Here is a 26,465-nt window from a genome sequence, read left to right as displayed (position 1 = left end):
ATTTATATTATCGTTATTTAAGAACAGTTTTTATAAAAAAATCGCCTAATATATTAACTATTATAATTAGGCGATTTTATTGCAGAGAAAAGAAAAGGTTTTCTTATAGAACTGAAACAGTTTGTTTTTTTAGTAGACCTTTTACTTTAAATTGTATTACTCCGTTTTTTAAAGCGAATAATGTGTGGTCTTTACCTACTCCCACATTAATTCCTGGATGAAATTTTGTTCCTCTTTGGCGCACAATGATTGAGCCAGCTGTAATTTGTTGTCCGCCAAACATTTTAACTCCTAATCTTTTTGATTCTGAGTCACGCCCATTGCGAGTAGAGCCTCCGCCTTTCTTATGTGCCATTTTTAATATCCTAAAGTTATATTTTAATTTGATTTTTTAAAAACTAATTTGTACAAATTTCCTTTATAATAATTTCAGAATATTTTTGCCTATGACCTTGGTGTTTTTGGTAGTGTTTGCGACGCCTAATTTTAAATATTTTTATTTTATCATGTTTGCCTTGAGCAAGGATTGTAGCTTTTACTGTTGCTCCTAATACTGTAGGAGTGCCAATAGTTACTTTTTCATCAGATTCTAACAACAGAACTTGATCAATTACAATCTCTTGCCCAATGTCTGCAGGTATCTGTTCTATTTTGATTTTTTGGCCAGTGGTTATACGATATTGTTTTCCACCAGTTTTTATGACCGCGTACATGGAATTCCCTTATTTGTTATTCAGAATGCTTATATAAATAAGTGTTTTACTAAAAATCTTTGGTTTGATTTTATTATTAATAGATTCTTGTGTTTACAGATAACACTTCGTTCTGTAAATGTTGTATTTTATTCTTAGATTAAATAAAAGTCAAAACAATAGTCATCAAGCATTGTAATAAGTTGACTAAAATATATTGAAATTATTTTTGATGGCCTTGTTTTTTATATCCTGGAATCGCAGAAACAGTTATTAGATTTTTTATATGATAGTTAGATAAAATAATTCTTACACATTTTGTTTTTGTATATATTTATAACAAATAATATATTATAAGTTTTATAATATTTCAATCTTTTGAGAGTGTGGTTTTAGCTTATATACAGAGATAGTAGCGCCTGCTATTTTTTGCATATAGAGTTTATTTATCAAGCTTTTTAACTCAGTATATGTTTATGGAGATACTAAGGAATGTCAAATCAATATGAATCAGAAATTACTATTTTTTTGCGTAATTTTAAACAATCAAATCCAGATATAGCATTAAAGCAATATGCTGGGCGTGCAATTTTATGGGATAAAGTCATAGATAAGAAATTAAAGAAGGACTTTGATTATGCAAGAGTTCCTCAAAAACCATATGTATATCAAGTAGACTGATTTCTAATACATATATTTCTATAAATTTTTATCTCTAATATTAAAAATATGATAATTGTAAATTCCTTTGAAGAAATGCGTACGCATTTAAAAAAAATTAATTCATTGATATCTTTTGTTCCAACAATGGGTAGTCTTCATGATGGTCATTTAACATTAATTGATAAGGCAAAGAATAATAGTAAGTATGTCATTGCTAGTATTTTTGTGAATCGTTTGCAGTTTGGTCCAAAAGAGGATTTTGAAAAATACCCAAGAGTAATTGATAATGATGTAAATTTATTGTCTAAAACTAATTTAGTTGATTTATTGTTTATCCCACAAGAGAATGAAGTTTACCCATTTGAACAGAGTTTTTATATTCATCCGGCGAATACTATTGCTAATGATTTAGAAGGTAAATTTAGACCAAACTTTTTTTCTGGAGTATGTACTGTTCTTTTAAAATTTTTTTCAAATATAAATCCAGATATAGTTATTTTAGGTAAAAAAGATTTTCAACAGTTTGTTATTGTTGAAAATATGTGCCGCCAATTTAGATTACCTATAAAAGTTATAGGTCAAGATACTGTTCGTTGTAGTGATGGCTTAGCATTTTCCTCGCGAAATGTTTATTTAAGTCAATTAGAGAGGATTGAAGCTCCTTACTTATATAATACATTATTAGGTATAAAGAAACATATTGGTTTATATCCTGATCTAAAATTAGATCAATTGATAGAGTTAGAGAATAAAGCTTCTGCTGAATTAAATGCTCGAGGTTGGCAGACTGACTATATTAGTATTCGTAGAAGATCTGATTTGTCTGTTTTAAATATGGGTGATCTTGACGGAAAAGAACCTTTAGTAGTTTTGGGTGCTGCCACTCTAGGCAACACCAGATTGATAGATAATATAGAAATTTAATTTATATGAACTGCGAGATCTCTTTGAATGATTTATCTGCGATATGTAGAGTTTCATCAATAACATCATCTGTATGAGAAGAAGATACAAACCCAGCTTCAAATGCAGATGGTGATAAATATACTCCTTTATCTAACATGCTATTAAAGAATTTTTTAAAGAGATCGCTGTTGAAGTTTTTTGTTTCTTCAAATGAAGTAGGTATTTTTTCACAGAAATAAAGGCCAAACATACCTCCAATATAATCTGATGATATTTTGAATCCATTTTTTCTGCCAATTGACTGTAAACCACTAGATAGTTTTTCTGTTTGAATAGATAGTCTTTCATAAAAGCCAGATCTTTCTATTATTTCTAATGTTTTAATACCAGCAGCAACAGCTACAGGATTTCCTGATAAAGTGCCTGCTTGATAAACTTTTCCTTCTGGTGCAAGATTGCTCATGATTTTATTTGTGCCTCCTATTGCACCAATCGGCATTCCTCCACCTATTATTTTTGCAAAAGTTGTAATGTCTGGTAGTATATTTAGCATTCCTTGTACTCCAGTGGGACCTACTCTAAAACCTGTCATTACTTCATCAAATATTAACAGCGATTTATGTTGTTCAGTTATGGTTCTCAGATCTTCTAGAAATCCTTTTTTTGGCTTAACCATATTCATATTACCGGCAATGGGTTCTACTATTATGCAAGCTATTTCATGACCATATTTCTGAAAAACTTCTTTTACTATATCGCTATTATTGTATTCTAAGCTTATTGTATCTTTTACAAAATTATCAGGCACCCCTGCAGAGCTAGGATTTCCAAAAGTTAACAGACCAGATCCAGCTTTTACTAACAGGCTGTCAGAATGCCCATGATAGCATCCTTCGAATTTTACTATCTTTGTTCTTCCTGTATATCCTCTAGCTAAACGAATAGCTGTCATTGTTGCTTCTGTTCCAGAATTTACTAAGCGAATTTTATCTATAGAAGGTATTCGTGATACTAGCATTTCAGCTAGAATTACTTCGCCTTTTGTTGGAGCTCCGAATGAAAGGCCATATTCTGCCGCTTTAGTTACTGCTTCAATTACTTCTGGATGTGCATGTCCAAGGATTGCAGGACCCCAAGACCCAACATAATCAATATATTTTTTGCCTTCTATATCCCAAATATAAGGTCCGGATGCTTTTTCTATAAACTTAGGAGTACCTCCAACAGATAGAAAAGCACGTACTGGTGAATTTACTCCTCCTGGGATAAATCTAGAAGCTTTTTTGAAAATTTCTATGTTATTTGTCATTATCTTAGTCTCTTTTTGTAAATTGAGAAGAAAGAGCCTGGGCTGTTTCAAAAATGTTATCAGAGTCAAAAAGTCCATTAAGAACGGCGATATTATCTACATTGGATTCAATAACTGTTTTTGCGTTATTAATATTAATTCCCCCTATAGCTACTATTGAATAAGGTTTGTTGTTATTAATTTTGTTTCTAGCTTCTTTAATTTCATTTAAAGAAATATGACGGGCTAGTGGTTTGGTATTTGATTTAAACACAGCTCCAAATGCAACATAATCTACCCCGGCTTGCACTAGCATCTTTGCTCTATTAATATCATTATAACAAGAGACTCCTACTATAAGTCCTGTATCAATTTTATTTTTAATATTGTTTAAATCAAAATCATCAATTCCAAGATGGAATCCATCAGCCTGATATTCTACAGCCAGTTCCCAGAAATCATTTATTATAAATTTAACATTAACATCTTGACATACTTTACATAGTTCACTTGTTTGCAGCTTTATTTTTTCATATGTTGTTTTTTTTCTTCTTAATTGTAGTATTTTCATTCCACCTTTAGCTGCACTAATCACTGCTTTTATGAGTTGCTTAGTATCATCCCATTCAGGAGTTATTCCATATAGCCCAATTGGTAATTTTGATTTTTGCATATTATGGTATTTATTAAATAAATTTTAAAATTGATTATAATATTAATGATAATTCAATTAATATAAGATATATATAATATATGTAAAATTATTAAACTAAGATTGTTAAATTATACATTTTTCTAGGAGTTTATATGCGTACGTGGATGTGTTTGATTTGTGGTTGGATATATGATGAAAATAGTGGTTTCCCTGATGAAGGAATAGCTCCTGGAACAAAATGGGAAGATATTCCTCCAAATTGGGTTTGTCCAGAATGTGGAGCTAGAAAAGAAGATTTTGAATTAATGGAAATTTGATTGTGATCGGTTTGGATATTTTGTAATTAAATTAATTTGCTCTAGTTTTTATGGAAAAAGAAATAGTTTTGGCATTTGACTATGGAGAAAAGAAAATTGGTGTAGCTATAGGTAACACTTTTAGCTTTACATCTAGACCATTAGAAATAGTTTCTAATCATAATAAGAAGGATTGTTTCGCCAGATTAGGTTATCTCATTAATCATTGGGAAATAAAAAGAGTAATAGTAGGATTATCTTTAGATCTTAATGGGTCTGAACAAACGATAACGGCATCTATTTATAGATTTTCTAACAGATTGAAAGGGAGATTTCAAGTTGCTGTAGAATTCGTAGATGAAAGCTATTCTAGCATTGAGGCACAGTCGTTGCTAAGAAATAATAAGCATGATGATGCAATTGCTGCTGCTGTAATCTTGCAAAGGTATTTTGATGCGTTATCTATACAATAGTATTAATTTGATAAATCTTTGCAAGATATTTGTATAGTTTTCTTATCTTTTAAACGCATAGCTGTCATGTTTCTTCCCCAAACACACCCACTATCTAGACACATTATATTTTCTTTTATAAATAGTCCCAAAGATGACCAATGTCCAAATACTATTTTAATATTTTTAGTTGCTCTGTCTGGCATATTGAACCATGGTATAAGTTGTTTTGTTTCTCTGTTTTCTGGAGATTTTTTTTGAGAAAAATTCATGCTGCCATCAGCATTGCAAAATCTAATCCTAGTAAGTGCATTTACTATAGCTCTTATTCTTTTTCCTCCGGTGAGATCCTCATTCCATTGTGTTACTTTATTGCCAAAAATTTTTTTTATAGTTTTTTGCCAATTCGCACTTCTTAATAATTCTTGTATTTCAGACGCTAATGACATAACTTTATTGATATCCCATTGTGGCAATACTCCAGCATGTACCATCAAATAATTATGTTCAAAATGAGCTAATGGCCTATGTCTTAACCAATTTATAATATTGGTTGAGTTAGAAGAGTGTAGAATATCATTCAGATGATCTGATTTAGAATATTCTTTTAAACCAGCAAAAACACCTAGTAAATTTAGATCATGATTACCAAGAACACAAACTGATTTTTCGTCAAGAGACATAATATATTCAATGGCCCCTAAAGAATCTGGCCCTCGATTTACAAGATCACCTGCGAACCAAAAACGAGCTTTTGGATTACTTATAATCTCTTCATGAGATAGTAATTTTTTTAGATGACAATAACATCCTTGTACATCACCAATAACCCAAGTATTTTCTTCGTTCACTTTGTTCCTTTGAGAATATTTTTGAAATTATTTCTTATTTTTTATTCAAAATTAATACAGTAGTCAATACAGTTAAGCAAAAAATATTAGGGATAGTAACCCAAATATATATTGGTATGTTTTTTAAACTTACATTTAGCAATAGTTGATTGATTAGAAAGAAAATAGTTCCTAAAGTTATAGATATAAAAATCTTATTATTTAATTTGTTTTCTCTTGATTGTACAATAACTAAATGTATAGCTATTGAGATCATGATGAATAATGTGATAGGACTAGAAACTCGTCTATAGAAAGCTGCTTTTTGTTTGCGAGTATCTATTTGAGTATTTTTTGTAGTATTCATATAATTCATTAGCATTTCCATGGACATATTGTCTGGGTTTAACGTACTATATGTTATTGTTTTATAATTCAAGGAAGTTGTTATTTTTAAACAATCTAGAAAATCTTTAGAGAAATACTTTTTATGGTTATTATCACTTGTTTTTTTTATAATAGTTACTTTATCTAAAGCAAGATAATTATTGATAAATCTACCTTTTTCTGCAATTATTAGGTTTAATAAGTCTAGATCTTTAGAAAATTCATAAATATATATATTGCATATACAAGTATTGTTCTTAATATTTTTAATATTTATTATTCTTGATTTATTCTCATCTATTGTTTCTTTAAACCAGTAATCGCTTAATAGCGAGTCTTTATTAGTTGTTCTTATATAAAGTTTAAGTTCTTTGTTTTTTATTTCTGCTATAGGTATAATATATTCTGATAATACTATAGAGATTAGTATTATAGGTACTGTTATAGCCCATAAAATTTTTAGCAATTTTAAATTACTTATTCCAGAAGTTTTTAAGATTACAATTTCATTATTTCTAGAAAGCTTTGCTATCGATATAGTCCCTCCTATTAGTAAAGCAATAGGTAAGATCTCATATAAGTAGTTTGGAATCTTTAGAAGATTTATATTAATTATTTTAATTAGTGTTAATTCATCATTTAAATCATTTATGTCTTCTACAAATGAGAAAAAAATAAATAGACCTATTAAAAACAATAGAACTATAGTTGTTGATTTATATACTTCTTTTCCAATATAGAGCGTTAAAATCATAATTTATTGAATTGGTTTTTCATATATTATGATGAGATTAGTTGTCGTATTTCATCTAAAACCTTATTGGTTTCAGGTCTAACACCATGCCATATAAAAAAACTTTCAGCTGCCTGTTCTACCAACATTCCTAGTCCGTCAACACATTGTAAAGCTCCTTCATTTTCAGCTTTTAATAAGAATGAGGTTTTGTTGGAACCATACATAATATCGTATGCTAATGATTTTTTGGGGTTGAATGTTAATTTTGGCAGATCTAAACTTTCTCCATTTAGTTCACTAGCTGTAGTATTAATAACTATATCCCATGGTTTTTCTGAATTAGTCTCACTCAGTCCACCATAACTTATTTTTAAGTTTGTTTTTATTGTCGTTGAATGTATAAAATCATTTAATAGGTTTTCTGCATTAATTTTTGTGCGGTTCACTATATGTATTTTGGATGGTTTAGAGAGAATTAATGGTTCTAAAACCCCTCTGGCAGCTCCACCAGCTCCAATAATTAATATGTTGGCATTATGCAAGTTAAAATTCAGGCGATTAATGTCTTTTAATAATCCAACTCCATCTGTATTGCATCCATATAGGTTGTTATCTTTTTTCCAAATAGTATTAATAGCTTTGGCTAGTTTTGCTCTTTCTGAAATATTATTATAAGGTATTATTTCGAATGCTTTTTTTTTGAAAGGAACTGTTATATTTAGTCCTAAACCATTTGATTCAAAGAAGTCTTTAATTGTTTTTGAGAAATATTCTTCTGATGTAAGAATTTTATCATATTTTATGGATATTCCTGTCTGTATAGAAAATGCATTGTGTATTATTGGTGATTTGCTATGTTCTATTGGATTTCCAACAACTCCATAGCAAGGAACATTGTCTTTAATATGCATAAGATTTCTCTTAAAAATAAGGATGTAATAAATGTGTTCGTTATCGTTAATTATCGCTTTTTTTTATTTGTAACGTAAAGCAAAAGTTTTGATTAATGCTCACAAATCTATAGTCTCTATATATTGAGTTTTTATCTCTAGTGTAGAGGAATTGATTGATATAATTCTGATTTTTATATGTGTTCCTTTTTCTAGTTTTGGAAGGTTATCAACTGTTATAATGATAGGGACTTCATCTATTTTGACTAGGTTTTCTTTTATTATGTATCCATTTATTATTTCTAGTTTTTTCTGTATTAACCATTGTATCGACCAGAAGTTTTCAATTTCATTTTGAAATGAACAAATTACATTGTATTTAAATTCAAATTCTTGAATTATAGAAAATAAATTACTATCCTTAGCTTTAAAAGGAGATGCTAGTCGTGCCGATACACTATGTTTTATTATTGATATAATCTGCCATTGGTTAACTAAATCTATATATCTTCTTAGAGGGGAAGTGCTCCAAATATATTGATCAACCCCAATATATTCATGAGGTAATGGGATCGTGCTCATTCTTACTCTTCCAAACGTTTGTTGAGACCTATATATTCCAGCTACGCCATATTCTTTTAATAAGTTAGCCCATATGCTATTAGCTAAAATCATAAATTCAGCAACAATTTTACTAACAGGATTATTTCTTGGCCTTTTTTCTATTATAACTACAGAGTTTGGATCATCAGTATTGCCATGTATACGAAAATTATATTCTGGACGAGATAAGTTTTCTGGATAGCCTCTTCTTTGTTCTCTTTTTAGAGATAAAATTTGTGTTATTTTCCATAATGGCCTTATCCACTCAGAAAATGGAATATCTATATCTGAATTATTAAGATTAGATTCTGTAAATATGTTTTCTATGTCAGTAATTCGTAAATTTTCTTTAACCTTAACTTTTTCTATTAATGACTCTGATTTTACAATTGTTCCATTATTATCTAATGTAACATATAGAGATATAGCCGGTGACAACTTACCAGATTGTAATGAAAATTCTTCTATTACTTTCTGTGGTAACATAGTTATTTTTTCTCCAGGCAAATAAATTGTAGAAGAACGTGATCTTGCAATTTGATCTAATATGCTTCCGTGTTGTATACCTAAGGCAGGAGATGCTATATGTATGCCTACTTTCGTAAGATCCTTATCTATTTTCCTAACTGATATTCCATCATCTATTTCTGTAGTGCTTATATCATCTATAGAGTAGATTTCAGCGTCTGATATTGGCAAGTCATCAATAATGTTTGCGGAAATATTGTCTTGAAAATCAATGCCATTTGGAAAATTGCTTTTTATGAATTTTTTTCTTAATAAGGTTAATAAATTAGGCCAGGCTTCTAACTCTAGCAATAATTTTTCTGGGCTTTTATTTAAAATGACACAGGCTTTTTCTAGAGCTTTCCAGTAGATAGTGTTTTTATCAGGTTTTATAATTAAATCAAGAGCATTTGCCTTTATTATGTAAGGTAATTCTCCATTAATAAGCGATTCTACTAGTTTTTTTTCCTCTTCTTCTTGTGCTTTTTTCTTTTCTATGGCTGCTATAGCAAGTAAGAGTTTGTCTTTAGTTGCTGATTTATATTGACCACTTCCTTTTTTGTAAAAATAAATAGGGGAATTATGTAGTTTAAGTAGCATAGCTGTTTGCTCAATAGCACTAGGATCATGGCCAAAATATTCAGCTGATAATTCATATGCATAAAACACATCTTGCGATGCGCATTCCCACAGAAAATTTATATCTATAGTACTAGCTATAATAGTAGCTTCGTTTATCAATTTGCTAGGTGAAGGGTCATTAAATTGTAACAAACAGCTGTGGGTTTTGAGTTTAATTTTTTTCCCATGCTCTGTTTCTACTAGCATATTAGACTCTGTTTTAGATATTATGGCACCAGTTTTTAGACAGCCACTATCTTCATAAAGCACATACATGTTTATATTCCATTTATCTATAACGCTTTTATTTTTATATTATTATGTTTTTAGTACTATTTTGTTAGCTAATGTTTATAATCATGTTTGATATTATTACGCATCAATAATATCTTTATTAATTAAATAGTCCTTATATAAATTTAAATTATCTTTCCTTATTTGTAATTTATGCTGTAAATTACATATTATATAAATATTTGATAGGTAAAATTAGAGTATAATCACTAATTTTATATTTAATTTATATAAAAATTATCATTTTTAAATTGAATATATTCTCATTTTTCAAATATGAACTATGGTCTATTATAAATAATACATGGTTATTGACATATTTTTAGTATAACTATTTTGCTAGAGGATTGATATTATTATGGCAAAAAAAATACTGTTATTGCATGGTCCAAATTTGAATTTATTAGGTACTAGAGAACCAAATATATATGGTAGTAGTACCTTACAAGATATAAACTCTCATTTAGAAAAATTAGCAGAACAATTTGATGTGCATCTTTCTATTTATCAAGAGAATAGTGAAAGTGCAATGATAGAGCATATTCATGAAGCATATAGTAGCAAAGTTAATTTTATTATTATTAATGCGGCAGCATTTACTCATACTAGTGTTGCAATACGTGATGCTTTATCTGCAGTATGTATTCCTTTTATAGAGGTTCATCTTTCAAATATATACAAGAGGGAGAATTTTCGACATGTTTCATACTTGTCTGATATTGCTTTGGGAATGATTTCCGGTCTTGGTTTAAATGGGTATGAAGCAGCATTGAGATATGCCATAGATTATTAATATATTGTAACTATATTTGTATAAAAATCCTAAGTACTTTTTTGGATATGAAATGGATCTTGTAAAAATAAAATCGTTGGTAGATTTAGTCTCTGAGTCTACAATTACTGAACTTGAAATTACTGAAGGAGAAGAAAAGATCAAGATAGTTAAGTCTTCAAATCCTAGTAATCAGTCTATTATTCCTACTGCATTGAATAGCGAGGTTGTTTTATCAGGTCATGATTCTGCAGTGAAGAATATAGATAATTCTTATGTAGTTAAAGCACCAATGGTAGGAACTTTCTATCGGTCATCTTCACCAGGAGCTTCTCCTTTTGTTCATGTAGGGCAAGCAGTTAAGGAGGGGGATACCTTATGTATTATAGAAGCTATGAAATTGCTTAATGAAATAGAGTCAGAAAAGACGGGTATTATAAAAGAAATTCTAGTTGAAAATGGTGCTCCAATAGAATATGGGCAGCATTTATTCATTATTGATTGATAAATTATGTTTGAAAAAATTCTAATAGCAAATCGTGGTGAAATAGCCCTCAGAATACAGAGAGCTTGTCGGGAAATGGGTATTAAGACAGTTGTTGTTCACTCTGAGGCTGATTGTGATGCAAAATACGTAAGGTTGGCAGATGAGTCAGTGTGTATTGGACCAGCTTCTTCTAGAGATAGTTATTTAAATATGCCAGCTATTATTTCCGCTGCTGAAGTAACAGATGCTGAGGCAATTCATCCTGGCTATGGATTTCTTTCTGAAAATGCTGATTTTGCTGAACGTGTTGAAAAAAGTGGTTTTGTATTCATTGGTCCTCGTTCAGAAACCATTAGGCAAATGGGGGACAAAATTTGTGCTAAAAAGATGATGATTGAAGCTGGAGTGCCTGTTGTACCTGGTTCAGATGGTGTTTTGCCGGAAGATTCTCAAGAGATTTTGAATATTGCAAGAAAAATAGGTTACCCAGTTATAATTAAAGCTTCTGCTGGTGGTGGAGGCAGAGGAATGAGAGTAGTGTATACAGAAGCTGCATTATTAAATGCAGTTGCGATGACTCGTTCCGAAGCTGAAACGGCATTTAATAATAGAGATGTATATATAGAAAAATTTTTAGAGAATCCTCGGCATATTGAAATACAAATTCTATCTGATAAGATGCGTAATACTGTATGGTTAGGAGAAAGAGATTGTTCCATGCAAAGGCGGCATCAAAAGGTTATTGAGGAAGCTCCATCTCCTAATATACCTAGAAAATTGATTGAACGGATAGGTGATAGATGTATAGATGCTTGTAAAAGAATGAATTATAGAGGAGCCGGTACGTTTGAATTTTTATTTGAGAATGGAGAATTCTATTTTATAGAAATGAATACTCGCATTCAGGTTGAACATACTGTTACAGAGTTAATTACAGGTATAGATTTAGTACAAGAACAAATTAGAATAGCTGCTGGTGAAAAACTAAGATTCCGACAACGCGATGTTAGTATAAAAGGACATGCTATTGAATGTCGTATTAATGCTGAAGATCCTTTTAATTTCACACCTAGTCCTGGGCAAATAACTAATTGGCATGTGGCTGGAGGTCCTGGTGTTAGGGTTGACTCACATGTTTTTAGTGGTTACTTTGTTTCTCCTTATTATGATTCTATGATTGCTAAGTTAATAACATATGGAGATACTAGAGAACAATCATTATCTAGAATGAGAGTAGCTTTGTCTGAAATGGTAGTAGAAGGTATTTCTACCAATATATCTTTGCATAGAGAATTGCTTCAAGATGCAAGATTCATTGAAGGTGGTACGAGTATACATTATCTAGAACAAAAGATATCACAACGTATTTGATAGTGTTTTTGAGATATTTATGCATGAATTAAGTCTTAATTGTTTCCATTCAGATGCTGAATTATTATCTGATAAGTTATTGCTAGTAGGTGCCTGCTCTGTTTCTGTTGAAGATGCAGATGCAGGATGTGACTATGAGATCCCAATTTTTGGAGAGCCTGGTATTGTTTTAGAAAACTTATCATGGAAAAGGAATAAATTATCAGTGCTTATATCTGAACATTTAGATCCATTGCAAGTTTTAAATTATGCATTGGATTCTTTAGAAGATAGTCTTGTTATAACTAATTTAGTTTTTAAAAAAGTTTTAGATATAGATTGGGTTTCTTTAGTGCAGAGTAATTTTTCTATTTGTGAGATTACAGATAGACTTAGAATAGTTCCTGTTAATTATAGTCTTGATAAAGGAAATGATTTAGATACAAAAATATACGTAAGGATTGATCCTGGAATGGCTTTTGGCACTGGGTCACATTCGACTACTAGTTTATGTTTATCATGGATGGATTTACATCTTGTGAGTAATAGTTCTGTTCTAGATTATGGTTGTGGGTCTGGAATTTTATCCATAGCTGCTATGAAATTAGGTGCAAAAAAGGCTGTTGCTGTAGATATTGATCCTTTAGCAATAGATACAACTGTGAATAATGCAAACATTAACAATGTTCTTGTAGATGTTAAGTTACCTTCACATCTGACAGATGAAAGATATAACTTAGTTGTAGCTAATATTTTAAAGGAGCCTTTGCAAATTTTGGCTGCAGAGTTAAGTAGAAGAGTAGAGGTTGGAGGTAGTTTGCTTTTATCTGGAATACTTACTAGTCAAATTAAATCAATAGAATTAGCTTATAGTAATTATATTAAATTATCTGTTTGGAAAATTAAAGATGATTGGGTATGCTTACATGGCATTCGAATATAATTAAATTAATATTTTGAAATTAGTAATTTAATTATATATTTCAGTATTAAATTACTAATTTAAGGAAGATGTTACTCCCAAGTTAGAGCTCCACCAGTTTGATATTCTATTACTCTTGTTTCAAAAAAATTTCTTTCTTTTTTTAGATCTATCATTTCTGACATCCAAGGAAATGGGTTGTCTTCGTGATCAAATAGTGTTTCTAAACCTATTTGTTGGCAACGTCTATTAGCTATAAATCTAAGATATGATTTAAACATCGAAGAATTTAGCCCTAATATACCTCTAGGCATAGTATCTTCAGCATAGGCGTATTCTAGCTCTACAGCTTTTTCAAATAAACTAGTTATTTCTTGACGAAATTCCGTTGTCCATAAATGAGGGTTTTCTAACTTTATAGTATTGATCAAGTCTATGCCAAAATTGCAGTGCATAGATTCATCACGTAATATATACATATATTGTTCTGCAGCTCCAGTCATCTTATTTTGTCTACCTAGCGACAATATCTGCACAAACCCAACATAAAAAAACAAACCTTCCATCAGACATGCAAAGACAATTAATGATTTTAGTAGATTCTGATCTGATTCTAAAGTTCCTGTCTTGAAATTACTATCAGATATTAAATCTATAAAGGGAATTAGAAATTCATCCTTTGCCTTAATAGATTCTATTTCATGGTAAGCATTAAATATCTCAGACTCATCTAATCCTAAACTTTCAACTATATATTGATATGAGTGAGTATGAATAGCTTCTTCAAACGCTTGTCTTAATAGAAATTGTCTGCATTCTGGTGCTGTAATGTGTCTATATGTTCCTAAGACTATATTGTTAGCTGCTAATGAATCAGCAGTAACAAAAAATCCTAAATTACGTTTTACAATTCTGCGCTCGTCTTCTGTAAGACCATTTGGATTTTTCCATAGGGCTATATCTCTGGACATATTCACCTCTTGAGGCATCCAGTGGTTAGCACAAGTATTAAGATATTTTTCCCATGCCCATTTATACTTAAAAGGTACTAGTTGGTTCACATCTGTTTTACCATTAATAATTCTTTTCTCTAAGACATTTACTCTTCCATTTTGCTGAATAGAAGATGTTGTTTTATCATCTATTAATATTTTTTCTGTATTCATATATTCATTTCTCTTTTAAATACTTAATAAACGTATTATTGGCATACTTCACATTCTTCGTAGGAATTATTTCCTATAGAACAGGTTGGTTTAGTATCTTCTGTGCTATTGTTTGCGATACTTACTGAATTTAGCTCGCCTCCATTTCCCGTAGACTTTTCCACGCTAGTAGCTCCTAATGTTCTTAAATAGTATGTTGTTTTTAGTCCTTTGGTCCATGCCAATTTATATGTTTCGTCTATTTTTTTACCAGACGCTCCATTCATATATATATTTAAAGATTGAGCTTGATCTATCCATTTTTGCCGTTTTGCTGCACATTCTATTAGACAGTTTGGTTCTATTTCAAATGCTGTTTTATATATTGTCTTTATGAAATTTGGAATTCTATCTATTTTTGATAAACTACCATCAAAGTATTTTAAATCAGATATTGTTACTTGGTCCCACAAATCTAATTTTTTTAAATCCTCTACTAAATATTCATTAATAATAGTAAATTCTCCAGAAAGATTTGATTTTACATATAAATTCTGAAAGGTAGGTTCTATGCTGGCTGATACACCAATGATATTTGAAATTGTAGCGGTTGGGGCAATTGCAACGCAATTTGAATTTCTCATACCGTGCTTTAGAATATGTGATCTCAGGGAATTCCAATCTAGAGAAGTTGAGTTATCGATATCAAGGTAATCACCACGTTCTTTTAATAAGAGCTCTAAAGAATCGTGTGGCATAATTCCTTTTGACCAAAGAGAGCCATCAAATGAACTATATCTACCTCTTTCTTTTGAAAGATTACTAGATGCTAAATAGGCATAATAACATAATGCTTCTGTAGATTTATCTGAAAAACTGACGGCTTCCTGTGATGAGTATGGGATTTTCATTATATGTAAACAATCTTGGAATCCCATCAATCCAAGCCCTACAGGCCTATGTTTCTCATTTGCTGTTTTTGCTTTAGATACAGCATAATAGTTAATGTCTATTATGTTATCTAACATGCGCATAGCTATATTTACAGTTTTTTGTAATTTGTCTAAATCTAGTTCAAGATTTCCATTTTTGGATTCTTTGAGATGATTAACTAAATTAACTGACCCTAAATTACATACGGCAATCTCAGAGTCGCTTGTATTTAACGTAATTTCTGTACACAGATTAGAACTATGAATAACTCCTACATGTTGTTGAGGAGATCTTATATTGCAAGGGTCTTTAAAGGCTATCCATGGATGACCGGTTTCAAATAGCATTGAAAGCATTTTTCTCCATAGGATAACAGCAGAAATTTTTTTAAATAATTTTATTTCTCCTGATATGGTTTTTTTCTCATAATCTGTATAGGATATTTCGAATTCTTTACCATATTTATCATGTAGGTCAGGGCAGTCTGAAGGTGAAAATAAAGTCCATTCTTTATTCTCATGTACTCTTTTCATAAATAAGTCTGGAATCCAATTGGCAGTATTCATGTCGTGAGTTCTTCGCCGTTCGTCACCAGTATTTTTACGAAGTTCTAAGAACTCTTCTATATCTAAATGCCATGTTTCTAGATATGTACATACAGCTCCTTTGCGCTTACCTCCTTGATTAACAGCAACAGCTGTATCATTTACTACTTTAAGGAAAGGAACAACACCTAGGCTTTCTCCATTAGTACCATTTATATGACTCCGTAGAGCTCTAACTGGAGTCCAATCATTACCAAGTCCACCAGCATATTTTGCTAATAATGCATTTTCTTTAATTGCGTCATATATACCTTCTAAGCTATCTGGTACAGTTGTGAGATAGCAGGAAGACATTTGTGAATGCTTTGTTCCAGAATTAAATAAAGTTGGTGTAGAACTCATAAAATCAAAGGAAGATAATATTTCATAGAATTCTATGGCTTTTTCTTCTTTATAGTTTTCTTTTAGTGCTATGCCCATGGCTACCCGCATGAAAAATATTTGTGGCAATTCAATGCGAGTGTTATTTATATGTAAAAAATACCTATCGTATAAAGTTTGTAATCCTAAATATTTAAATTTTAGGTCTCTATTATGATCTAATGCATTTCCAAGTTTTTTAAGGTCGTAACTTCCCATGTTTGGAGACAACAATCCTGAAGAGATGCCTTTTTTTATAAATGACTCAAAGGCTTCTTTATACTCTGTTGCCATATCTTCATGGTTCAGTTCTTTTCCTAAAACCTCCTTTCTAATAGTATGTAGTAAAAGACGGGCAGTAATATAATTATATGCTGGTTCTTTTTCAATTTTTGCTCTGGTAGTAAGAATAAGAGATTTAAATACTTCGCTTATTTTAATGCCGTTATATAAGTTTCTTATTGTTTCTTTTAGAATTCCTTCTATATCTAATAAGCTTTCAAAATTAGTATATGCTGACTTTATGATTGATTTGAGTTTATCGATATCTAATTGACGCTTTATGCCAGAATCTTCTACAATTATTGATTGAAATTCATTTTTTGGTTGTAGTGGAGAAAAATTATGTTCAGTCTTTCTAGCTTGATTTCTTTTTTCCCTATATAGGACATAAGATCTTGCCACATCATGCAAACCAGAACGCATCAATGATAATTCTACTTGATCTTGAATATCTTCTATATGGAAAGTAGCTCCATCAGTTTTATTTCGTATTAAAGCGGTTACTACTTGACTAGTTAGTTTTTCTATTAGCTCTCTATTACTAATTGATAGAGTGTTCTGCTCATTTCGAACGGCTATAAAAGCTTTTGCCATTGCTGTGCTTATTTTATGAGGAGTGAAGTATACAACTGAGCCATCACGACGAATAACCTTATACTTCATCCATTGATTCTCACTGCCATCTTTTGTAGAAAACATTGTTTCAACTAAATTATTTATTTTATTTTCCATTTCCTAATTCTTTTTATAAGTACTGTGTAATTTTATGTTTATTAAACAGTACAAAAACTTTAATCTATATGTTCAATACAATATATAGTACTTTTATTTAATCTAAACACTAATGGTAGTGTTTAGATTTTTTTTATACAAGTTAAAAATATTTTGTTTTGTTTTTTTGCAAATAATTATTGACAGATATCAGATAAAGATTTTTGGTAATTTAATTGTTTGTTTTGATGGCGATATGTATTCTATTGATTACACTATCTTTGTTCATGACAATTAATATTTTGTTAAGAGAAGGAGTCTTAGTGCTTCCTGTTAGCGCAATTCTTAATGGGGTGGCTAATTCTTTCATTGAAATATTATTATCATTTATAATTTTTTTTATTGACATATCTATATTATCTAATTGCCATTCTATATTTTCTATTTCTGCAAGAAATAATTTTAATATGTTTTTATCTTCTTTATTTATCTGTTTCAGAGATTCCACTGTTGGTTCTAAATAGAAAATCATGATAGAGTCTACTAGATCTAACAGTGTATTTGCCCTATCTTTAAAAAGTTCAATAATTCCTTGCAAGTTTGCTTTATTAAAATCTATATTTTTTTCTAGAATATCTTGGTATATCATTTTTGATAGGTCAATAGAGCTTGTGTTTTTAATGTAATGAGAATTTACCCAATTTAGTTTTTTTGGTCCCATTGAGCCGATGACTTTGAGAGGTTTTTAAGCTCAAACCATTTTACTAATTCTTCTCTGCTAAAAATTTCATCATTTTTGTGGCTCCATCCTAATCTAGATAAATAATTTACCATTGCTTCAGGTAGGTATCCAAGTTTTTTATATTCTAGTACGCTTACAGCTCCATGTCTTTTAGATAGTTTTTCTCCATCAGAAGCTAGAATCATAGGAATATGACCGTATTGTGGTATATTTGCTCCCATTGCATTTAATATATTTATTTGTTTAGGAGTGTTATTTACATGATCATCACCGCGTAACACATGTGAGATTCTCATATCCCAATCGTCTACCGCTACGCAGAAATTATAAGTTGGTGTTCCATCAGAACGAGCAATTATTAAATCATCTAGTTCTTCATTTGGGAAAATAATTTCTCCTTTTACTATGTCATTCCATTTGGTTACTCCATGTTGTGGAGCTTTGAATCTTATTGTTGGGTTTCGTCCTTTTGGTACTTCTGGTAATTGTTTTCCTTTCTCTGGTCGCCATAGACCATTATATTTTGGTTTTAAGAAATTTTTTCTTGCTAACTCTCTCATGGATTCAATTTCTTCTGGTGAGCTATAGCAATAATAAGCAGATCCATCAGTTAGCATTTTTTGAAGTACTTCTTTGTAGCGTTCCATTCTGTTGGTTTGATATACTGGTGTTTCATCAGGAATTAGTCCCAACCAAGTTATTCCTTCCATTATAGATTCAACAGCTTTTTTAGTTGACCTTTGTAAATCTGTATCTTCTATTCTTAATAAAAAAATACCATTATTATGACGAGCAAAAGCCCATGAGAATAGTGCAGTACGTGCACCGCCTAAATGAAGATCTCCTGTTGGAGAAGGAGCAAAGCGAACTCTGATTTGATTATTAGACATAAAATTTATTAAAATGTATTAGAATAAAATGCTAATTGTTTAAACTTAAGCAAAAACGTTAACAATATATAGTCATTATAGCCCATAAATTAATAAACATTTTTCGAGGTTTTTGATGTCGAGGCATTTCCTTACTTATTTGTTCGAACCTCGTTCTATATTGCTTGTTATTGACTCACAGGTAAAGATAAAAATTTCTATTCCCAATGTAGTTAAAAAAATATTACATGTTAATTATAGTACTATTTTGGGGTTTCATTTGGAAGAAAATTCTTTTGAAGAATTAGATTCTGAAAGGGTTGATTTAGCTGTGGTATGTACATCTAGAAACTTAATATCAGAAGCATTAAATTTTATATCTTTATTTAGGCCAATCTCTCTCATAATTTTGCATTGTCCTGTTTATGATAGGTTTGATGATAAAAGCATCTTTTTTTGTAAAAAATGGGCTATTGATCATCAGTGCGAATTATTAGGCCCAGAATCCTCAGGAATACAAAGACCGCATAGTTTGTTAAATATTAGTTTGCATAACCATATGTCTAAATCTGGCAAAGTGGCTTTGATAACACAATCTAGATCTATTGCAGCTTCTGTAATGGATTGGGCAGAAGATGTGAATGTTGGTTTTTCTTTGATAGCTTCTGTTGGAAAGAAAGACTCTCTTAGTATATCCAAAATATTAGATTATTTAGTTTGGGATATACATACGGATAGTATAGTCCTTTATTTGGAAGACATTACAGGTATTGCCAGAGAATTTATTAGTGCATTAAGAGCTTTAGCCAGAGTTAAGCCAGTGATTGTTTTAAAAGCAGGACAAGATGATTATAGATCTGATCTGGTGTTCAGTGCGGTTATGAGAAGAGCTGGTGCTGTTAGGGTGCAATATTTTATACATTTATTTTCTGCGCTTAAAGTTTTATCATATCCAAATAAAATCTATGGCCGTAATATAGTATTATTATCAAATGGGAGCGGCCCTCCACAACTTGCTTCAGATATGATGAATCGTGCGTCTATTTTGACGAAGGCTAACTTAAGTATTGAAACATTACAATATTTAGAATGTTTTATAGAAAAAGATGATATTAAGGAAAATGTTATTATTGTTTATAAACCTATTACAAGTGAGATTATATATAAGATTATTAATGCTCTTTTGATTGATAAGAGAGTTGATGGCATTTTAATATTATTAACTCCCGACTTTTCTTTGGATAGTTTCACAGTTACAAAATCTTTAGCAGAAATAACATCAAAAACTAAAAAGCCAGTTATCACTTGTTTAATGGGTGATGCTGAGATGAGGCCTTTGAGGGCATTATTAAATTCTGTAGGAACCTATGCTTTTAGGACTCCAGAGTCTTCTGCTTATGCTATGGGTGTTCTAGCAGAACACCATTATAATCAGCAGATGTTATTACAGGTTCAACCTTCTGTTCCGTTTTATTTATCTGGTCATATTGAAGAAGGACAAAAATTGATAAAGAGAGCTATTCTTAAAAAGAGTCTTTTCTTAGATAGGAAAGAGATAGAATCCTTATATAGTTTATTCAACATCAATTTTTCTAGAAAGACTAATGTAAATCAGGAAGTAGGACCTATTAGCATAAAAGTATGGTCTGACATAGTATTTGGACCAGTAATTTCTTTGCATGGAGGTACTAGTAATGACTTTTCTTACCAAGAAAATATTGGTATAGATATACCACCTTTAAATAATTTTCTTGCTAATCTTCTAATTGAGCGTAGTGGAGTATATAAGAATAATACAAAGCCAACTATAGAGAAGGAAGTATTTAGTAATTTACAACATATTTTGGTACAAATTTCAGAGTTAGTAAGTGAATTTCCAGAAATAGATAGTTTGAGTATAAAAGATTTTTTTGTTGGCAAGGATTATTTGAGGTCATTAGATACAGAAATATTATTAAGATCTAATATTTTGAGCAATATTTCATATAAGGAAATTAACTATCCACATATGGCAATACATCCTTACCCAGTTGATCTGATTAAAAAGATTACCTTGAAGAATAAGATTTCTTGTACTATTAGACCGATTAGGCCAGAAGATGCTGAAATCTTGCAAGGTTTTATTAGAGGATTGTCTGATAAAACAAGGTATATGAGATTTATCTCAGCGATGAAGGAACTAACCCCAAAAATGTTGGCTCATTACACTCAAATTGACTATCATAGGGAGTTAGCTTTAGTTGTTGTTACTTCTGAGAAAAAACAATATAAGAATAATGATAATTATGTAATAACAGAAAACATGATAGGTTTCGTGCATTATCTGTATAACGAAGATGGAATTGGTGCTGAATATGCTTTGGTAGTGGGAGATGAATGGCAAAGACTTGGCATAGGTAAGCATTTGATGTCATATATTCTTCAGATTGCTCGGGCGAGAGGGCTTGATTATATAAATGGTTATGTTTTAAAAAACAATAAACCAATGCTTACTTTGCTAGAAAAACTAGGATTTTCTAATATCCAAGATAAGGAAGATGCATCTATGCGTCTTGTTAAATTTAATTTAAAACAATAGATTATTATTAACTATATTTGTTATGAAGGATCTTATGTCTTGTAGTTCTTCTTCATTGACATTATGCCCATGCGTATATTCTTTTTTTGTAATTAGATAATAACCGTTCTTTTTTAGTTCTGATATGCAAGTATAGAACTTATTAATTGGTATTATTTCATCAAACAAGCCATGTGCAATGAAAAATGGAGTATTTTTGTTTGCATTGAAAATATTTGTTATTTCATTCTTAATATCTGGTAAATAGCCAGATAAGCATACTACACCTGCTATTTTGACACTTAAATTCATTGCGGTATATAAAGATATAACACTACCTTGCGAAAAGCCTCCTAATATAATATTTTCACTACGAATCCCTTGGCTTATTTCTTTTTTTATAAGATGTCTAATTATGTTTGCTGAATCTTGGATGCCGCTAATATCAATGTTTTCACTTAAATCATTAGATTTTATATCATACCAAGCTCTCATTATTGAATTATTATTGATTGTTATTATTCTTTTTTTTGCATCAGGACAAACAAATCTTAATTTTAATTCTGTTATGTTCAAATAGTTTAGCAACTGAAAGCTATCTGTAGAGTCAGCCCCAAGTCCATGAAGCCAAATTATTGTATGTGTAGGGTTTTCGTGAGTTGTTATATCGACAGTATTAATATTCATATTGATAGCTATATAATTATCATTTGTTTGTATTATGCAAGATCAAGTTTTGTTGTAAGTATTTTGTTATTTTCAAAAATTGCTTTTGCAAAATTTATTGCATTATAATGTATCTTGGTTGGATAATATATGGTTTTAATATATCACTTTGCTGGTATAATTTGTTATTTTAAAGTTAAGTCTTGATAATATTGGATTTTAATGGTTAATTCTTCTACCTCTTTATCAGAAAATGATCGAAATTACCTAAGAGAGGTAATTAGCAGGGCATTAAAAGATGCCGTTGATCTCGGAGCTAGCGATGCAGTTGCCTCTATTTCGGAAAGCAAAGGTTTATCAGTTTCTGTCAGAAAGAATGATATTGATACAATTGAACATACACATGATCGTTCTTTAAGCTTAGTTGTTTTTAATGGAAAAAGAAGTGGGTCATCTTTTACTTCAGATTTTTCTATAGAGTCTATAAAAAAAACAGTAGAAGCTGCTTTTTATATAGCTAAGCATACAGCTATTGATAATGCATCTGGTTTACCTGAATCAAATCTTTTGGCACAAGAACAAAAGGATTTTGATGTTTATCATCAATGGGATAAAACAACAGAGGAAATAATAGATATAGCAAAGATTTCTGAATGTTCAGCTATGGGATTTAATGATAAAATTACTAATACAGATGGATCTTTTATTGACTGTGAAGAGAGTTACTCTTTGATAAGTAATACATTAGGATTTTGTGGTGATCACTATTATTCTGATTATTCATTGTCTGTTGTACCTATAGCTAGTGGTAAGAATGGTAGTATGCAGAGAGATTTTTGGTGTACTAATAATTGTAATCCTACTAAACTTTTAGATCCTGTTGTTGTAGGTCGTGTTGCTGCTGAAAGAGCGTTATCTCGTATTGATGCTAGGCGTATTCCTACAGGTAAATATCCTGTTTTATTTGAAGCACCTGTTGCATTGGGGTTGATAGGGTCTTTTGCACAAGCATCAAGTGGGAATAACCTTTATAGAAAATCTAGTTTTTTAGTTGATGCTTTGGGAAGAAAAATTTTCCCAGATTTCATTGATATAGTTGATGATCCTCATATCTATGGCGAAATTGGCAGTTCTTCCTTTGATTCTGAAGGAGTGGCGACAAAGAAAAGAAAAGTTGTATCAGGAGGAATTTTAGAAGGTTATTTTTTGTCTACCTATACTGCTAGAAAATTAGATATGTTTACTACAGGAAATGCAGGTGGCTCACACAATTTGTATATTAACTCCCAAAGGACTTTAGAAGAAGATAGTCTTGATACAATGATAAAGAGAATGGATAAGGGGTTATTGGTTACAGAATTAATTGGGCAAGGTATTAATTATGTGACAGGTGATTATTCAAGAGGAGCTTTTGGTTATTGGGTAGAGAATGGTAAAATACAACATGCTGTTCAAGAAGTAACTATAGCTGGTAATTTGTTGGATATGTTTAGCAAGATTGTTGCCGTAGGCTCAGATAAAATTACAAGAGGTAATAAAACTTCAGGATCAATTCTAATAGAAAACATGTCTATTGCTGGATATTAATTGATTTTTATGGCTTTTATATTTTATACAAAATATTGCAAATATGTGTTTTTTATGTAAGAATCATCTAAATTTCAATTGATGTACAGGTGATTTATAACATCTAGGCATTTCCGTTATTGAACTTTTTATGTATTTACTTTTTCACTAAGAATCAATGCAGCAACTAATAATTTTGTTGGTTTGTTGTTTGGTTTTATATTAGGAATTAAAAATGAAGACCTTTGTGGCTAAACCGCATGAAGTAGTGCGGAATTGGTTTGTAGTTGACGCAAAAGGAAAGGTTTTGGGTCGTGTGGCCAGCGAAGTTGCACATATTTTGCGAGGAAAACATAAGCCAGAGTTTACTCCTCATGTTGATGTTGGGGATTTTATAATAATTATCAATGCTTCTGATATAGTGGTAACAGGAAATAAATCTTTTAGTAAGAATTATTTCAGACATACAACTTATCCAGGTGGAATTCGTCAGACTAATTTTGAAAAAATGCAAAAACAATTTCCAGGAAGGGCTATTCAGAAAGCTGTTAAGGGAATGTTGCCGAAAGGTCCTTTGGGTTATGCTATGATCAAAAAACTTAAAGTTTATGCTGGTGAAACTCATCCTCGCTCTGCTCAGCAGCCTAAGTTTCTGAAATTCTAAGGAAATATGTATGATTGGTGATTGGAATTATGGCACAGGTCGACGTAAGACCTCAGTGGCACGTGTTTTTATGAAAAAAGGTGTAGGCAATATCATAATTAATGGCAAACCTCTGGATGATTTTTTTGCTCGTGAAACGGGTAGAATGATTGTGAGACAGCCATTAAATCAAACAGATTTTTTGAATTCTTTTGATTTTAATATAAATGTTTCAGGAGGAGGTGAGACTGGACAAGCTGGTGCCATCCGTCATGGAATTACTAGAGCTTTAATAGATTATGATGTTAATTTAAAACCAGCCTTATCCAAAGCTGGTTTTGTTACTCGTGATGCAAGAGAAGTTGAACGAAAGAAAGTTGGTCTTCGTAAAGCTCGGCGCAAAAAGCAATTTAGCAAACGTTAAGTCTTTGAAACTACTCGAAAAATGGCTGTTAGCAATAGTATTGCAAAACAGCCATTTTTTATGTGCTAAAATTGTATAACATATTTAAAATATTTTATAAACTCTAACAGTCATATAATTATATGAAGAATTCTCTAAATAAAAAACTTAAAGTTGGAATAGTTGGTGGGACTGGTTATACAGGAGTGGAATTACTAAGAATTTTGTTAAATCATCCAATGGTCGAAATATGTGCGATCACGTCACGTAAAGAGAGTGGTCTAGATGTAGAAGAATTATACCCTAACTTACGTAATCGTATATCATTAAAATTTTCTTCTCCTGATGAAGTTGACCTGACTATTTGTGATGTTGTGTTTTTTGCAACTCCTCATGGTGTGGCAATGTCGCAGGCTAAAAACTTAGTAGATTCTGGTACAAAAGTTATTGATCTTGCTGCTGATTTTCGCTTGAAAAACAAGTCTGTATTTGAAAAATGGTATAAAATACCACATGAATGTCCTGATATTTTAGAAAATTCTGAATACGGGTTAGTCGAAATTAATCGTCATCGTATATCTTCAGCTAATGTAATAGGCAATCCTGGATGTTATCCTACTACTGTTATACTTGGTTTGACCCCATTATTAGAGAACAATAATATATTTATAGATTTAAACAGAATAATAGCTGATTGCAAATCAGGTATATCTGGGGCTGGTAGAAAACTAGAAACATCTTCACTATTTGCAGAGTCATCTGATAATTTTAAAGCCTACGGTGTTCTTGGGCATAGACATCATCCTGAGATAGTGTCTCAATTAGAACGAATTTCTGGTAATAAAGTAAATCTGATTTTTGTCCCTCATTTAGTCCCTATGATAAGAGGAATGTTTTCTACTATTTATACTAAAATACTGCCTGAGTACTCTAATCTAGATTTTCAGAAAGTTTTTGAAGAACGATATAAAGATGAATTTTTTATTGATGTAATGCCATCAGGGAGCTTTCCAGAAACTAGATCGGTAAGATCATCAAATAACATTCGTATTGCTGTTCATAGACCAAATAATGGTGATGATTTGATTATATTAGTAATTCAAGATAATTTAGTTAAAGGTGCAGCTGGTCAAGCTGTACAGAACATGAATATACTGTTTGATTTTCCAGAAGCAACAGGGTTAGAACAAATAGCCGTTTTGCCATAAGTGTCAATTAGATTTATATTTGATTTGTCTAGCATAAGGAGGCGAAAGTATTGTTATGGATTTTATAGAAAATATGAATTTGTCATGTGATTCAGAATTAATCTTTACAGAATCAGCTGTTTCAAAAGTCAAAGGCCTTTTAATAGAAGAGAATAACCCCAATTTAAATTTGCGTGTTTTTGTTCAAGGTGGAGGTTGTTCTGGTTTTCAATATGGCTTCGCTTTTGATGAAGATATAAATGAGGATGATATTGTAGTGACCAAAAAAGATATTAAGTTAGTTGTTGATGAAATGAGTTTTCAGTATTTGAAAGGAGCTGAGATAGATTATAGAGAAGACATAGAAGGAGCACAGTTTGTTATAAATAATCCTAATGCAGTAACAACATGTGGATGCGGATCTTCTTTTTCCATCTAACTCAAA

The 26,465-nt window shown here is 30.9% G+C and carries 25 protein-coding genes and 1 pseudogene; 14 read left to right on the top strand and 12 right to left on the bottom strand.

Features of this window, described 5'->3' with window-relative positions; all coding sequences use genetic code 11:
- Positions 1-103 precede the first annotated feature (103 nt).
- Together rpmA and rplU are read right to left on the bottom strand one after the other, a co-directional pair.
- Positions 104-355 carry a 50S ribosomal protein L27 gene (rpmA, locus tag CKCE_RS02390; RefSeq protein ID WP_015238728.1) on the bottom strand — a complete coding sequence of 84 codons (252 nt, stop codon included), beginning with the start codon at positions 353-355 and terminating at the stop codon, positions 104-106.
- 43 nt (positions 356-398) lie between these two features.
- Positions 399-713: a 50S ribosomal protein L21 gene (rplU, locus tag CKCE_RS02385; RefSeq protein ID WP_015238727.1), complete on the bottom strand. Its 315-nt coding sequence runs from the start codon at positions 711-713 to the stop codon at positions 399-401.
- A 471-nt stretch (positions 714-1,184) separates the two neighbouring features.
- Here rplU and CKCE_RS02380 point away from each other — a divergent pair, with 471 nt between their 5' ends.
- The gene (locus tag CKCE_RS02380; protein WP_015389173.1) at positions 1,185-1,373 is read left to right on the top strand and encodes a DUF3460 family protein; all 189 of its coding nucleotides are present in this window, start codon (positions 1,185-1,187) and stop codon (positions 1,371-1,373) included.
- A gap of 48 nt (positions 1,374-1,421) precedes the next feature.
- Positions 1,422-2,279 carry a pantoate--beta-alanine ligase gene (gene panC, locus CKCE_RS02375; protein ID WP_015238726.1) on the top strand — a complete coding sequence of 286 codons (858 nt, stop codon included), beginning with the start codon at positions 1,422-1,424 and terminating at the stop codon, positions 2,277-2,279.
- Position 2,280: 1 nt separating this feature from the next.
- On the opposite strand, the gene hemL is transcribed toward panC, so the two are convergent.
- Positions 2,281-3,570 carry a glutamate-1-semialdehyde 2,1-aminomutase gene (gene hemL / locus CKCE_RS02370; RefSeq protein ID WP_015238725.1) on the bottom strand — a complete coding sequence of 430 codons (1,290 nt, stop codon included), beginning with the start codon at positions 3,568-3,570 and terminating at the stop codon, positions 2,281-2,283.
- Positions 3,571-3,574: 4 nt separating this feature from the next.
- Positions 3,575-4,222: a thiamine phosphate synthase gene (thiE, locus tag CKCE_RS02365; RefSeq protein ID WP_015238724.1), complete on the bottom strand. Its 648-nt coding sequence runs from the start codon at positions 4,220-4,222 to the stop codon at positions 3,575-3,577.
- A 134-nt stretch (positions 4,223-4,356) separates the two neighbouring features.
- Between thiE and CKCE_RS02360 the strand changes: the two genes are divergently transcribed.
- Complete coding sequence (locus CKCE_RS02360) at positions 4,357-4,521, top strand: rubredoxin (RefSeq protein ID WP_015389172.1); 165 nt, start codon at positions 4,357-4,359, stop codon at positions 4,519-4,521.
- Between the two features lie 50 nt (positions 4,522-4,571).
- Complete coding sequence (ruvX, locus tag CKCE_RS02355) at positions 4,572-4,973, top strand: Holliday junction resolvase RuvX (protein WP_015238723.1); 402 nt, start codon at positions 4,572-4,574, stop codon at positions 4,971-4,973.
- A 2-nt stretch (positions 4,974-4,975) separates the two neighbouring features.
- On the opposite strand, the gene CKCE_RS02350 is transcribed toward ruvX, so the two are convergent.
- The 4 genes from CKCE_RS02350 to CKCE_RS02335 all read right to left on the bottom strand — a co-directional run bounded on the left by CKCE_RS02350 (position 4,976) and on the right by CKCE_RS02335 (position 9,802).
- Positions 4,976-5,803, bottom strand: coding sequence for a symmetrical bis(5'-nucleosyl)-tetraphosphatase (locus CKCE_RS02350; protein WP_015238722.1), 828 nt, complete (start codon positions 5,801-5,803; stop codon positions 4,976-4,978).
- 34 nt (positions 5,804-5,837) lie between these two features.
- Positions 5,838-6,923, bottom strand: a complete 1,086-nt coding sequence (locus tag CKCE_RS02345; protein ID WP_015238721.1) for an LptF/LptG family permease — start codon at positions 6,921-6,923, stop codon at positions 5,838-5,840.
- Between the two features lie 26 nt (positions 6,924-6,949).
- Entirely contained in the window at positions 6,950-7,816 is an 867-nt protein-coding gene (gene aroE, locus CKCE_RS02340; RefSeq protein ID WP_015238720.1) for a shikimate dehydrogenase, read from the bottom strand.
- Positions 7,817-7,915: 99 nt separating this feature from the next.
- On the bottom strand, positions 7,916-9,802 hold the full coding sequence (locus tag CKCE_RS02335) for a ribonuclease catalytic domain-containing protein (protein ID WP_015238719.1): 1,887 nt from the start codon (positions 9,800-9,802) through the stop codon (positions 7,916-7,918).
- A gap of 376 nt (positions 9,803-10,178) precedes the next feature.
- On the opposite strand from CKCE_RS02335, the gene aroQ reads away from it, so the two are divergent.
- Genes aroQ through prmA form a run of 4 tightly spaced genes read left to right on the top strand, consistent with a single transcriptional unit; the run spans position 10,179 to position 13,372 of the window.
- Positions 10,179-10,613: a type II 3-dehydroquinate dehydratase gene (aroQ, locus tag CKCE_RS02330; RefSeq protein WP_015238718.1), complete on the top strand. Its 435-nt coding sequence runs from the start codon at positions 10,179-10,181 to the stop codon at positions 10,611-10,613.
- Between the two features lie 52 nt (positions 10,614-10,665).
- Positions 10,666-11,097 carry an acetyl-CoA carboxylase biotin carboxyl carrier protein gene (gene accB, locus CKCE_RS02325; RefSeq protein WP_015238717.1) on the top strand — a complete coding sequence of 144 codons (432 nt, stop codon included), beginning with the start codon at positions 10,666-10,668 and terminating at the stop codon, positions 11,095-11,097.
- A gap of 6 nt (positions 11,098-11,103) precedes the next feature.
- Entirely contained in the window at positions 11,104-12,450 is a 1,347-nt protein-coding gene (gene accC / locus CKCE_RS02320) for an acetyl-CoA carboxylase biotin carboxylase subunit (protein ID WP_015238716.1), read from the top strand.
- Between the two features lie 19 nt (positions 12,451-12,469).
- Positions 12,470-13,372 carry a 50S ribosomal protein L11 methyltransferase gene (gene prmA / locus CKCE_RS02315; RefSeq protein WP_015238715.1) on the top strand — a complete coding sequence of 301 codons (903 nt, stop codon included), beginning with the start codon at positions 12,470-12,472 and terminating at the stop codon, positions 13,370-13,372.
- Positions 13,373-13,443: 71 nt separating this feature from the next.
- On the opposite strand, the gene CKCE_RS02310 is transcribed toward prmA, so the two are convergent.
- From CKCE_RS02310 to gltX, 3 genes and pseudogenes are all read right to left on the bottom strand, one after another.
- A complete protein-coding gene (locus tag CKCE_RS02310; protein WP_015238714.1) occupies positions 13,444-14,517 on the bottom strand; it encodes a ribonucleotide-diphosphate reductase subunit beta in 1,074 nt (357 codons plus the stop codon).
- Between the two features lie 35 nt (positions 14,518-14,552).
- Positions 14,553-17,375: a ribonucleoside-diphosphate reductase subunit alpha gene (locus CKCE_RS02305; protein ID WP_015389171.1), complete on the bottom strand. Its 2,823-nt coding sequence runs from the start codon at positions 17,373-17,375 to the stop codon at positions 14,553-14,555.
- Between the two features lie 244 nt (positions 17,376-17,619).
- Positions 17,620-19,019 (bottom strand): annotated as a pseudogene (gene gltX, locus CKCE_RS02300) (glutamate--tRNA ligase).
- A 115-nt stretch (positions 19,020-19,134) separates the two neighbouring features.
- Here gltX and CKCE_RS02295 point away from each other — a divergent pair.
- Positions 19,135-21,576 carry a bifunctional acetate--CoA ligase family protein/GNAT family N-acetyltransferase gene (locus CKCE_RS02295; RefSeq protein WP_015389169.1) on the top strand — a complete coding sequence of 814 codons (2,442 nt, stop codon included), beginning with the start codon at positions 19,135-19,137 and terminating at the stop codon, positions 21,574-21,576.
- On the opposite strand, the gene CKCE_RS02290 is transcribed toward CKCE_RS02295, so the two are convergent.
- Positions 21,565-22,242, bottom strand: coding sequence for an alpha/beta hydrolase (locus CKCE_RS02290; protein WP_015238709.1), 678 nt, complete (start codon positions 22,240-22,242; stop codon positions 21,565-21,567). The genes CKCE_RS02295 and CKCE_RS02290 overlap by 12 nt on opposite strands.
- A gap of 201 nt (positions 22,243-22,443) precedes the next feature.
- Between CKCE_RS02290 and CKCE_RS02285 the strand changes: the two genes are divergently transcribed.
- The 5 genes from CKCE_RS02285 to erpA all read left to right on the top strand — a co-directional run bounded on the left by CKCE_RS02285 (position 22,444) and on the right by erpA (position 26,459).
- Positions 22,444-23,808 (top strand): metallopeptidase TldD-related protein, encoded by a 1,365-nt coding sequence (locus CKCE_RS02285; RefSeq protein WP_015238708.1) that lies wholly within the window; start codon positions 22,444-22,446, stop codon positions 23,806-23,808.
- Between the two features lie 214 nt (positions 23,809-24,022).
- Positions 24,023-24,451: a 50S ribosomal protein L13 gene (gene rplM / locus CKCE_RS02280; RefSeq protein ID WP_041572048.1), complete on the top strand. Its 429-nt coding sequence runs from the start codon at positions 24,023-24,025 to the stop codon at positions 24,449-24,451.
- A gap of 10 nt (positions 24,452-24,461) precedes the next feature.
- Positions 24,462-24,854: a 30S ribosomal protein S9 gene (gene rpsI, locus CKCE_RS02275; RefSeq protein ID WP_015389167.1), complete on the top strand. Its 393-nt coding sequence runs from the start codon at positions 24,462-24,464 to the stop codon at positions 24,852-24,854.
- A gap of 122 nt (positions 24,855-24,976) precedes the next feature.
- On the top strand, positions 24,977-26,041 hold the full coding sequence (argC, locus tag CKCE_RS02270; protein WP_015238705.1) for an N-acetyl-gamma-glutamyl-phosphate reductase: 1,065 nt from the start codon (positions 24,977-24,979) through the stop codon (positions 26,039-26,041).
- A 55-nt stretch (positions 26,042-26,096) separates the two neighbouring features.
- Positions 26,097-26,459, top strand: coding sequence for an iron-sulfur cluster insertion protein ErpA (erpA, locus tag CKCE_RS02265; protein ID WP_015238704.1), 363 nt, complete (start codon positions 26,097-26,099; stop codon positions 26,457-26,459).
- Positions 26,460-26,465: the final 6 nt, after the last annotated feature.

Origin of the sequence: Candidatus Kinetoplastibacterium crithidii (ex Angomonas deanei ATCC 30255) (assembly GCF_000319225.1) — a bacterium.
In the GTDB taxonomy this organism is placed as follows: domain Bacteria; phylum Pseudomonadota; class Gammaproteobacteria; order Burkholderiales; family Burkholderiaceae_B; genus Kinetoplastidibacterium; species Kinetoplastidibacterium crithidii_B.
The sequence above is the reverse complement of the archived record's forward strand: the minus strand, read 5'-3'. Positions and strand labels throughout refer to the sequence as shown.